At 61.5% G+C, this 11,787-nt stretch carries 7 protein-coding genes; 4 read left to right on the plus strand and 3 right to left on the minus strand.

Features of this window, described 5'->3' with window-relative positions:
* The 3 genes from C5F48_RS24855 to C5F48_RS18700 all read right to left on the minus strand — a co-directional run.
* A partial coding sequence (locus C5F48_RS24855) for a DNA methyltransferase (protein WP_146170643.1) occupies window positions 1–1,144 on the minus strand: 1,144 nt, incomplete at its 3' end.
* A gap of 36 nt (window positions 1,145–1,180) precedes the next feature.
* Entirely contained in the window at window positions 1,181–1,795 is a 615-nt protein-coding gene (locus C5F48_RS18695; protein ID WP_181247725.1) for a restriction endonuclease subunit M, read from the minus strand.
* Between the two features lie 696 nt (window positions 1,796–2,491).
* Window positions 2,492–3,247 (minus strand): SDR family NAD(P)-dependent oxidoreductase, encoded by a 756-nt coding sequence (locus C5F48_RS18700; protein ID WP_107665349.1) that lies wholly within the window; start codon window positions 3,245–3,247, stop codon window positions 2,492–2,494.
* A 135-nt stretch (window positions 3,248–3,382) separates the two neighbouring features.
* On the opposite strand from C5F48_RS18700, the gene C5F48_RS18705 reads away from it, so the two are divergent.
* The 4 genes from C5F48_RS18705 (at window position 3,383) to C5F48_RS24865 (ending at window position 11,073) form a co-directional block, all read left to right on the plus strand.
* Window positions 3,383–4,285, plus strand: coding sequence for an AraC family transcriptional regulator (locus tag C5F48_RS18705; protein WP_211314709.1), 903 nt, complete (start codon window positions 3,383–3,385; stop codon window positions 4,283–4,285).
* Window positions 4,286–4,401: 116 nt separating this feature from the next.
* The gene (locus C5F48_RS18710; RefSeq protein ID WP_107665350.1) at window positions 4,402–6,441 is read left to right on the plus strand and encodes an ATP-dependent helicase; all 2,040 of its coding nucleotides are present in this window, start codon (window positions 4,402–4,404) and stop codon (window positions 6,439–6,441) included.
* 547 nt (window positions 6,442–6,988) lie between these two features.
* Window positions 6,989–9,484 (plus strand): phospholipase D-like domain-containing protein, encoded by a 2,496-nt coding sequence (locus C5F48_RS24860; protein ID WP_146170644.1) that lies wholly within the window; start codon window positions 6,989–6,991, stop codon window positions 9,482–9,484.
* A complete protein-coding gene (locus C5F48_RS24865) occupies window positions 9,481–11,073 on the plus strand; it encodes a hypothetical protein (RefSeq protein WP_146170645.1) in 1,593 nt (530 codons plus the stop codon). The genes C5F48_RS24860 and C5F48_RS24865 overlap by 4 nt, the downstream gene beginning before the upstream one ends.
* Window positions 11,074–11,787 lie beyond the last annotated feature (714 nt).

An 11,787-nucleotide genomic window follows, 5' to 3' on the forward strand; every position in this document is an offset into this window, starting at 1 on the left:
AAGTTAGGGTGAAGAACTCAGCGTTCTCCTCAAACCCTTCGGCGATCGGGAATTCATCAGTGAACTTGTAGTCGCCTCCGATCTCCTCGCCGTCCGGCGTTTTGCCTGTGATGGCGGCGGCGATCCGCGGCTTGGTGATGTAATCACAGATGCCCCATTTCTCCCAGTCCGGGTCACCTTCACGCAGGCCTGCCTTGCGCAGGGCCGCCTGTTCGTCGGCCGCCACCTCGTTGTTGGTGACCGAGATGCACTGCCGCCGCCCACCGTCCTGGCGGTTCAGTCTCATGACGGCATGGGCCGTGGTGCCGGAGCCGGAGAAAAAGTCGAGGACGATGGCGTCGGGCTTCTCTTTGATGAAGAAACGTAAAGCATCCTCGACAGCGTACAGAGACTTGGGAAACGGAAACCTCCGATCGGGCATCATTGCGCGGAGCAGACTAGTTCCGTGACTCCCCGCATCATGTGACGTCATGTTCCAAATCGTTCTCGGTGCAGCGGAACGCGATCCGGCAGCGAACTTTAGCTCGAGAGAGCCGTCTTCTGCCTTGCCGACAATTTGCAACCGCCCTTCCTCGATCGCCGCAAGCTGGTTGAAGGACAGGTAGTAGATGGGAACGGACATTTTCTTCAGGTTAATCCTGCCGGTCCGAACAGCACCTTTCTCCATCAACGTCCGCAGAGTTTCCGGAACAACAGACCAGCTATACTCTTGGTTGTTTGCTCGGGGCGGCCAAATTGCGACAGTTCCTTCCGGGACGTCTACAGGCTCTGGTTCCCCGACCCAAACTGTATTGCCAACGGATTGAATCCCACTTCCATCAGTCTTGACGTAAATGGGATACCAAGAACCCGGGTTGTGAGCGCGCAGGCCCTTTCGGCCTGTTCTGGCAAGGCCCCTCCATCGAACATCTTCATCAAGCGCATAGTCGCGTTCATTCAACATGTCGCGATTAGTGCGCGACAGCGAAATTCCCCCAAACTTAACAAAGAAGATGTACTCGTCTACTCGTGCAAACTCATTTCCACGCGCCGTGCCTTTTGGGTTAATTACACTGCTCACCATCTGAATTTCAGCTTCGGGAAAAGTCTGTTCTAATAGTAGGCCAAGGCGAAGATATTCTTTCTCGTCAATCGTGACGATCAAGATGCTTCTCTGGGGATTGAGCAGCGCACCTACAACCTAAAGCCGTCTCTCCATGAAGGCCAGCCATTTTGAATGACGGTACAGGTCCTCCGACTCGACGTAGTCGTTATTGTATTTCCAGTCCCGCGCCCCCGTGTTGTAGGGCGGGTCAATGTAGATGGCGTCGATCTTGCCGCGATGTGTGTAGGTCAGGGCCTCGAGCACATGGAAGTTCTCGCCGTTGATCACCGTGTGGAAAGGTTTGTCGCCGCCCCGTGGCACGCGGCCGGTGCTGACCAAGCCGGGATAGATGAAATCGCGGAACTCGGCCACCACGACCAGATCGGCAGCCGCCACATCGGCTGTCTCGGGTGTCTCGGCGTCGATGAGCGTAATCTGCGCCATCCGCGCCTCGCCATCGCTGTCAAGCCGGGTGACCCGCCACAGCCGCGGATCCCCGCGGGTGCCCGTGCCCCGCGGCGGCAGCACGCGCACCTTGTCGCCCCGCCGCACGGGCCGCCCGGGTAACTCCACGCTTTCCGGCCGATGCCGTTCGAAGTTCAGCCCAAATGCCCGCCGCGACGCCAGCGCCTTGAACTCCCGCTCAAGCTCATCCCCCAGCGCTTTGTCTTTGGCCTTTGCGCGCGAGATTAGGGCCGTCAGCCGCGACATACAAACACTCCAAGCTTCACATGGGATCCCGCATCTTGCCGCCTGTGGGCCGCACTTGACACACAGGGGGTCGGCTTCCCACAGAGAGCATTGTGGGGGCGCCCTCTCTTCGTCGCGTTAGAGATCGCTGTCGCGGCTGTCAAATGGCTTGTCCTGTCAGAGCGGCGACGGCCATGCCGAAACGCCCCCGAAAATGAGCTGACATTACCGACCTTTACGGATGCACACTAAGCCGCGACATCGCGCTGACGCAAGCCGAATGGGCCTTGCATGAGGCCTTACACGGACTGTTTCGCGGCGTGCCGGACAGGCGGCGTGCAGCCCCTTTCTGAAAGGTGCGGGTTGACTCGTGTCGTCGACCCGCAACACGCCGAGCAGCTGCTAGGTTTGCAAGCGCTTGGCCATGTTGCAGACGCAGAACGCATGCCCTTTCATCTCAGCCTTCGCCATATATGTGGCTGTGGCATGCCCTCGGAAGGTACACGCTGACTTACAAAGTCTGCACGACAGATCATCCGCCCTCGCAGCCCTATCTGCCCGGTTTTGCTGCGGCACCTGTTGAAGGGCGGCTTGGTGAATGCGGCCATGTGGTATCCTGGCAGCCCGAACGGCAGCTGAAGGCCGCTCGCGACTGGCCACGATGCTATGAGTTACAGCATGGGCCAGCCGGAACGACTGTCGGGCGTCTCGGCCGGATCAGATATTCTGCCCGCCCGACACCTCGATGCGCTGAGCGGTGACCCAGCGGTTGCCGTCTCCCAGCAGGCTCGCGACCATCGGGCCGATGTCGTCGGGCAAGCCGACGCGGCCGAGCGCCGTCAGGTTAGCGAAGCGCGCGTTCATCTCGGCGTTGTCGCGCACGACGCCGCCGCCGAAGTCAGTCTCGATCGCGCCGGGGGCCACCGTGTTGACGGTGATGCCGCGCGGGCCAAGCTCCTTGGCCATGTAGAGCGTCAGCATCTCCACCGCGGCCTTTGCCGCCGCATAGGCCGCGAAGCCGGGGAAGGAGAAGCGCGTCAGGCCGGAGGAAAAGTTGATGATCCGGCCGCGGTCGGCCAGCAGCGGCAGAAGGGTCTGCACCAAGAAGAAGACGCCCTTCACATGGACCTGGAACAGCCCGTCGAATTGGGACTCGGTGGTCTCGCCGATCGGCGCGAACTCTCCGTGGCCGGCATTGTTGACGAGGTGATCGAAGCTGTCGCGGCCCCAGACCTCGGCGAGGCAGGTGCGCAGGCGGTCGGCGAAGGCCGGGAAGCTCGCCGTCTCCGCCATGTCGAGCTGCAGCGCGGCAGCCTGCCGGCCGAGGGCGCGGATCTCGGCGACGGCCTCCTCGGCCTGGGCCGCGTTGGCGCGATAGGCGACGATGACGTCGCCGCCGCTGCGGGCGATGGCGAGGGCGGTGTTGCGGCCGAGGCCGCGGTTGGCTCCGGTGATGAGGGTGATCTTGCTCATGCTCTGTCCTTTCGGGTTCTGGATGCCCCGATACCTAGTCGAGCCCGGCGGGGCCGCGTTGCCCATTCCCCGCCGGTTCTTGCCCATTCCCGCTTCCCCCTTCCCGCAGCGCCGGAAACGAGCCATTCTTTGGCCATGACCATTGCCCAAAACACTCCGCTGATCTCGGCGCTGCTCGACCGCTGCCGGCGCTATGCCGACGCCCATCTCGGGCCGCTCGGCCATGCCGCCACGCCGGTCCCCGGCCTCGCCATGGTGCGGCTGCTCCAGCCGGGCGAGCTGCAGGTGGCGGTGCAGAAGCCGCTGATCGCCATGCTGCTGCAGGGCCGGAAGCGGGTCAGCACCCATGGCGGCAGTTTCGAATATTCCCCCGGCGAGGCGATGGTGATCGCGGCCGACACGCCGACGGTGAGCCAGGTGACCAGGGCCAGCCTCGCCGCGCCCTACTATGCCCTGGTGCTGGAGCTGGACCCGGCGATCCTGCGCGATCTCTCCGCCGCAGCGCCAGCGCGGCCGGCTGAGACCCGGAGCGTGCGGGTGGAGCCGCTCGCCGCCGATGTCGTCGACGCCGCCCTGCGGCTGGTGCGGCTGCTCGACCAGCCGGAGGCGCTGGCGGCGCTCGGCGGCGGGCTGCTGCGCGAGCTGCACTACTGGCTGCTCATGGGGGTGCATGGTCCGGCGATCCGCGCGCTCGGCGCGCCGGACAGCCATGCGGCGCGTATCGGCCGCGCGGTCGGCCTCCTGCGCCGCGACTTCGCGCGGGCGATCCGGGTGGACGAGCTGGCCGAGGCCGCCCGGATGAGCGAGCCGGCCTTCCACCGGCATTTCCGGGCGATCACCAGCCTGTCGCCGCTGCAGTTCCAGAAGCAGCTCCGGCTGATCGAGGCGCGGCGGCTGATGCTGGCCGAGGGCAAGGAGATCTCGCAGGCGGCCCATGCCGTCGGCTACGCCAGCGTGCCGCAGTTCACCCGGGAATACGGCCGGCTGTTCGACGTCTCCCCCGGGAAGGACATGCGCCTGGCGCGGACAGGCGCATAGCGCCGCCCCCGGTAGCGGCTTGCAACAGGCCGAGCCCCGCTCGCGCCAGGCAGTCACCCGTTTCCTTTTTGTTCCGACGTCGTTAACCTGCCCGCAGCACAGGGCAAGGTGGCGGCATGGCGGCGGCATATCTCGACAAGCTCAACGACCAGCAGCGCGCCGCGGTGGTGTTCGGGCTCGACGGCCCTGCCCTGCCGCCCCCGCTCTTGGTGATCGCCGGCGCGGGATCGGGCAAGACCAGCATGCTGGCGCATCGCGTGGCGCATCTCCTGGTGAAGGGGGCCGATCCACGCCGGATCCTCTTGATGACCTTCTCGCGCCGGGCGGCGTCGGAGCTGACCGAGCGGGTGGCGCGGATCACCCGTCAGGCCATGGGCACGCCGGTCGCGGCCGAGGCGCTGACCTGGACCGGCACCTTCCACGCCGTCGGGGCCCGGATCCTGCGCGAGCATGCGCTGTCGATCGGGCTGCATCCCGACTTCTCGATCCATGACCGCGAGGACAGCGCCGACCTGATGAACCTCAGCCGGCACGGGCTCGGCCTGTCGAAGACCGAGAGCCGTTTTCCGACCAAGGGCACCTGCCTCGCGATCTACTCCCGCGCCGTGAACTCCGAAGAGCCGCTCGCCGTGGTGCTGCGCGCCCACTTCCCCTGGTGCGCCGGCTGGGAGGCGCAGCTGAAGCAGCTGTTCGGCGCCTATGTCACGGCGAAGCAGGCGCAGAACGTGCTGGACTACGACGACCTGCTGCTGGCCTGGGCGCAGGTCATGGCCGATCCCGGCTTCGCGGCGCATCTGGGCGCGGCCTGGGACCATGTGCTGATCGACGAATATCAGGACACCAACCGGCTGCAGGCGCGGATCCTGCTGGCGCTGAAGCCGGACGGCCGCGGCCTGACCGTGGTCGGCGACGACGCGCAGTCGATCTACGCCTTCCGCGCGGCCGACGTGCGCAACATCCTCGACTTCCCCGCCAGCTTCGCGCCGCGCGCCGATGTGGTCACGCTGGAGCGGAACTATCGCTCGACCCAGCCGATCCTGGCCGCGGCCAACGCCGTCATCGCCGGGGCCGCCGAGCGCTACACCAAGGATCTCTGGTCCGACCGCGCCTCGGCCGCGAAGCCGCGGCTGGTGACGGTGGCGACCGAGGCGCTGCAGGCGCGCTACATGGTCGACCGCATTCTCGAGGACCGCGAGGCCGGGATGCGGCTGAAGGATCAGGCGGTGCTGTTCCGCACTTCGAGCCATGCGGTGCAGATCGAGGTGGAGCTCACCCGGCGCAACGTGCCCTATGTGAAGTTCGGCGGGCTGAAGTTCCTCGACAGCGCCCATGTGAAGGACCTGCTGTCGATCCTGCGGCTGGCGCGCAATCCGCGCGACCGGGTGGCCGGCTTCCGGGTGCTGCAGCTGATCCCCGGCATCGGCCCGCGCGCCGCCGGTCGCATCCTCGACGCGCTGGATCTCGCCGCCGATCCGCGGGCCGCCTGGGAGCAGATCACCCCGCCGCCGAAGGCCAGCGCCGACTGGCCGGGCTTCGCCGCCGCCATGACCACCGACGCGCCCTGGCCCGCAGCGCTGGGGCTGGCCCGCGCCTGGTATGACCCGCATCTCGACCGCCTCCACGAGGACGCCGAGTCCCGCCGCGCCGACCTGCTGCAGCTCGAGCAGATCGCCGCCGGCCACCCCTCGGCCGAGGCCTTCCTGACCGAGCTGACGCTGGACCCGCCCGACGCGACCAGCGACCAGGCCGGCGCGCCGCTGAAGGACGAGGACTACCTGATCCTCTCGACGATCCACTCGGCCAAGGGGCAGGAATGGCGCTCGGTGCATATCCTGAACGCGGTGGACGGCTGCATCCCCTCCGACCTCGGGACTGGCACGACGCGCGACCTCGAGGAGGAGCGCCGCCTGCTCTACGTCGCCATGACCCGGGCGAAGGACCACCTGACCCTCGGCCTGCCGCTGCGGTTCTACGTGAGCCAGCAGACCCGCAACGGCGACCGCCACGTCTATGCTATGCGCACGCGGTTCATTCCGGGCAGCATCCTGGATCGCTTCGAGACACTGAATTGGTCACCGGCGGTGCAGGCTGATGCGGTGCGGCCCGCGCCGGCACCGATCGACGTGGCGGCGCGGATGAGGTCGATGTGGAGGTAAGAACGCCTAGGCTAGAACGTATCAGCTCGCTCGAGCGCATGGATTTCCAAAAGGCAGCGCTGCTCTGCTGAACGGAGAAACGCCCCCAAGCAAAACAAACTCAGCTCATTGCAGCAATCGCGAAGCGCGCAGAAAATGTCCGAGCTCGGCATGGTTGTAGTCAATTTCGATAAGTCGCAGCGCAGATAATCAGCTGCCTCGGAAGAGCACACGGGCCAGATTCATCTTGCAAGAATCACCCTCAGATGATTGTGAGTCTCGGGCGGGGCAGTGAGCCCGTGCCCGCCCCTATCACTGGCGGACGTATTTGGCTGCCTCGCGAAGCACTGCCAAGATCGAGCTCATTGAAAACTCGCCGCTGTTGGTTACTGTGAATAGCCAACGACATAAACCCGCCCGACAAGGGAGTCCGCCACATTCCCTACGTTTCACTGCCCGCCAACCTTGACCTGCATTCTTACGAAAGAGAGGGAATGAACTGGGACAATCCATCCAAGACTGGCGCGTCTCCGTGAGAATAATGCATGAAACAGGGAATACTCAGAAATTGATCGCGGCGAACGCTTTAAATCAGAATGATAGCGCATCAAGAAGTATTGCGGAATATCTGCAGGCGGCACGGTGGAAACATGTTCTGTTCACGACCTATGCGCTCAGTCTTAGCTATTTTGAATCCGAGGTTCTTCGCGTCCTTCTCCAACAAGGTTGCAATGACATCTGGCTTGTGTGTGATGCGCAGGGTTATCGCTCCTCATTGCTTGAACGTTATTCCATGCGAGTGGGCCAAGAATACAGGATTGTGCCAATTGGTCTCCGGAGGGGTGTCTTTCATCCGAAGTGCATTCACCTAATCTCTGAGGATGAGCAGCTTCTTCTGATCGGTAGTGGTAACGTGACCTTCGGAGGCCACGGTCGAAACACTGAAGTCTTCGAAGCGCTTGTCCCCGGACAGCACGCGACAGCTTTTTCTGATTTTTCCGATTTTCTAGAAGCGCTAGGTTCCCAACCTGACATCAAGATTGCGCGGCGCGATTGGATAGATGATTTTGCTAGACGGGCCGCACAAGCGGCAGCTGAAGGTGCAGATCAATCGGCGCAGCCGGTGCGGCTGATTCATCCTCTTGAGAGAACGGCCATTCAGCAAGTCGGTGAAGTCGCTGCAGCCATCGGGCCGTGCCGGACGGTGAAGATCATTTCACCCTACCATGATCCTGATGGGGAAGCAGTGCGCGCTCTGCTTGAAGCCGTGAATGCTGATAGCGGCGCGGTTGCCGTCACCTGCGAAGGGACCAGCCCATTTCCGTTTTCTGGCGCAGCGGGGTGGTCCCGTCCCGTCGTGCCAAAAAGGCCGAAGATCGAAGGCAAACGCTTCGTTCATGCGAAATGGCTGCAGTTCGACTTCGGCAATGAGAGCCTCATACTATCAGGCAGTTTCAACGCAACCAGAAAGTCGATTGGAACAACCGACAATGTCGAACTCGGTGTCTTAAGGCGTGTGGCCGTGCCTGATCAGATTCTGGAGTGGCAAGATTGTGCCGCTCCGAACTTCGCACCGGCGGAAAGAATGCCCTCGGGTTTAGGGCAGGCGGAGATCGTCTATGCGAGTTTTGATCGGCACAACCCACAGAAACTGACGGGGCAGATGATCTCCCTACAGGAGGTGTCAGGCGCATGGGCGTTTAGGATTATTCAAGCTGACGGCACTACCCATTCAGGTGAGACTACACTCAAAGATGACGGTATGTTCACTGTCCTTCAACGGGAACTGGAACTGTTGGGCGAAATGCCTGCATTGCAGATCGTTCTCCAGAGGGATGAACGCGAAGCCCGCGGCTGGGTTCACAATGAAATGCTGCTCAGCGTGGGTGCACGGCGCAGGCTTACAGTCGGAGCGCTTAGTCGTTTGATGCGCCGGGAGGGTAGTGATGATGATATCCAAGCGCTCTTGGACTATTTGAGCGTTGCGGCAGACAAGCATCTTCGTGTGTTCAGTCTTCCTGTGCTGAAGAACGGCGAGCACGATGACCCGGCCGAAGGCACTAATACGGCGGAGCCAGTGCACGTCAGTTTGGAAGACCTAGCGCCCATGGAAGAGCTGCCCGAAGGTGCCGCGGGTATTGTCAGCGCGGGACTTGGTTCTGGTGACCCGTTCGAAACCGCGCTGGTGAGACTGCGCCGTATGCTACTTGGCCACGGAAGCCTGAAGAATGCGCCTTCTCGTGACGGATTGTCATTGTCTATCCTAGCGGAAGACGAAGAAGACGAAGTTCAGCGGCATACTGCCGAGCAGTTCGCCTACAGCCGGGGACTGCAGGATTTCGAGAACGCGATCGAGACGATGATCGGAGAAATCGCGGAAGATCCTGAGCGGCTGCCTGGCCTGCTGACAATACAGTTCGAGATTGGGATGTGGATGCGCATCCACCGCTTGAAGGATATTGACGGCGCGGTCGAGTTCATCGAAAGTTGGCTTCGGCGCACCGCGCAGCGCACCACCCAACCGCAGGACAAAGCGGCAGCTCTTCCGCAGCACTTTGTCACCTCTTCGGCCATTCGGGCGGCTTTGATAACTTCCGGCAAGAGGGCCGAGCAGCTCGTCGGACTGCACGATAACTTGGAAAAGTTCTTCGGCGGGGCGGTAGATCGAGAACTTGCATCGGCGCTGCTTATCGATGATGCCAACACAGGATTTGCAACCGCTTTGGCACAGGGGCAAGCAGCGCTCGACTTGAGCGCAGCACTTGCCGAGGTGCTTTCTACACGAACAAGGCGTCAGCAACTCGAAGACGTGTGGAGCGCGCGTGCGGCGGGAGAAGATGTATCGTCGGACTTGGCGGTGTTCCAGTCACCCACGGGAAAGGCGCTTCACGAATCTCTGCTTCGTCAAGGTTGGGAGAAGCGTGTGAAGCGCGCTATCCCCCACTGCGAAGCCTGCAGCCACTGCTTTTTGACTTACCCGCTATTCGAGAAATCTGTCTTTAAACGAGAGCGTATCGGGCGCTGCATACACTGCAAGAAGTTTTCACTGGACTTGACGAAATGACCATCTACTCCCCCGACCAGCCATTCTTTTTGCCGCCGCGAACGGCTGATAACAACGGCGTAGATTTTCTCGGCCTCCGTCAGACTAACCTCGACATGATGGCGGAAATGATTCCGTCCATAAACAATGTGACCGGCTACATCCGACCGTTCTCTCTAGTCTGTTGGGTGTTCTGGAAGTTCTATGATTTGTGCTCCACCGCAGGATTCGGAGATCCCTCGAGCAAAGACATTGATCGCTTCAGGGAACGGATTGAGGTGCTGTTTTCGTGGGGCGCAAGTATGTCCCAGAATGGCGGTCGGATACCGGGAACGGGAGCCGTTCCGCCTACAGCATCTTCCGATGGGCAATATCCACTGACATTCAAGGACTGGAAGCGCATCCAGAGTAGTACTAGCCTCATTGCCGCTCTCTGGTACGGTCCTGCGTCCAAGATCGCAACCGGTCTCGGCTTCCTGATGCCACTGCGGGGAAAAGCAGGCTTCTTCCGCGTGACGGGTTTGGGCATTCGCTTGGCCGAAGCGCTGGATGCGCAACTTCGATCAGACAAAGAGCTCTATTCCCGCCTATTAGCAACGCTCGCCCCTGTGACAGCAAGCAAAAAAGATGCGGCCAGCCTGTGGAAAATCTGGGCCCCAGACCAACTCCTGGAAGCTGAACGTGTGGCCTTTCACTCGGCGCTATTTTCTAAAAAAGAGATCGGCGATCGGAGTGGCCTTCTCGGCAGGCGAAGCACTACTCTTGCTCTGGCAATGCATCATATGCGGCACTGCACGGCGCCTGCCTATGTTGCCGACATCAGGCAAGGCATGGCGTTGTCGATTGGACAGGGTGGCGCTCCCTACACAATTCCCGAAACGCTCGTTTCGACCAGAAACAGCTGGCTTACACTTCAGATGCGTCAGTTGCAGCGCTTGTCGATGGAGTGCCTTCTGTCGTGGTGCGAAGACCGCATCCTTGCAGATCGAATAAAGGAAACATATGCCATGGCCGCCCGCTTCAAAGAAGGCTGGGATAGCGCCGAGAGTGGCTTTGATGGCCTGACGAAGGTCAATGACATGATAGCGCAACTTGATGAGCAAGCCGACAGCATCGGAGGCTTCGTTGCGGCAGTCAATGGAAAACGGCTTCAAAACCCATTCAACCTGATCGCCACCATTCAACAACTGCTTAGGGCGCGCGATCCTTCAGTCGCTCACTATGCGTTCTTGGGGATACTGCTCTGCGTGGCTTATGCTGGCGCAGCCGCGAACGAGGCAAGCTCGCTGCGACTTGGCGGAGCCCCACGGCTCGCCCTTGATATCGTGCGCCGCCGTATGATCGGGCTTGGGGCGGTTTCGGCAAGGGAGGCGTTTCAGTACATCCTTGAAGCCATGATCATCAGCCAGCACTTTGCGACAGCCGTGAACCGGTTTGACGGGCGAAAGCAACGTCTGCGTTTGACGATCGAAGAGACGGGGCTGGAAGCGTTGATCCGCAAACCATGGGAGCCAACCGTGACGGAAGACCGTCTGCCGACCCTTTTGTCACTTGCAGCCCAAGCGGGGATCGTCTCGCGCAATGAAGAAAATGCATTTGCGGCAGTGTGATTAAACTATTGAAGAGGATTAGGAAATTGTGCTTCGCTCACGACGTCTGGGCCGGCGTAGTTAACGATGTGAGATAACTAACTCGGCACTCCTATCATCATGCCACATGCCGCGAACGATCGCTTTTCGTCCACCATGTCGATCACAAACCTGAAACCGCTGCGCACAGAGCGAATGTCAGCTTCTGCCATAGGCTGCAACCGCCATGCCGCATCGCTTTCAGGCTGCTTTCTGCCCTTCGCGTCGCTCTCAGAACTGCGCGAAGCGTTCATTAGGCGGCTGCGGTAGCCCGCGAGCCTGCGGCGCGGGCCAGCAGGGTGCGCTAGATGCAAGGGCAGCCCCTCGTATACGCGGAGCCCGGCGACGAGAGCGCGGGAAAAGCTGGATAGATCCACTCTGGACAACGAAACGGCGGTTCTAGGCATCGGTTGATCCGCAGGCGCGTCTCGAGATCGTTGGTTGCTGGCTTACGACGGGCTCCGGGAAAAACCGGGGACTGTCATTGGGCTATGGAAGGTTTAGCTTCCCTCGCAGGACAGCGAGGCCTCGGTGAACTGCCGGCCGTGGCGGGCCGATAGCACGAAATGCGGACCCGCCCAAGCGTAAGCGGTGGTTTTCCCCATTGATGTCGGGGCTTTCGGCTTGATGGTTGTCGTCAGATCCTTCGCGGTGGAGATCGTGGAGGATTGTCATGGGTGAGGGATATATCGGTTC

Origin of the sequence: Cereibacter changlensis JA139 (genome assembly GCF_003034985.1) — a bacterium.
In the GTDB taxonomy this organism is placed as follows: Bacteria; Pseudomonadota; Alphaproteobacteria; order Rhodobacterales; family Rhodobacteraceae; genus Cereibacter; species Cereibacter changlensis.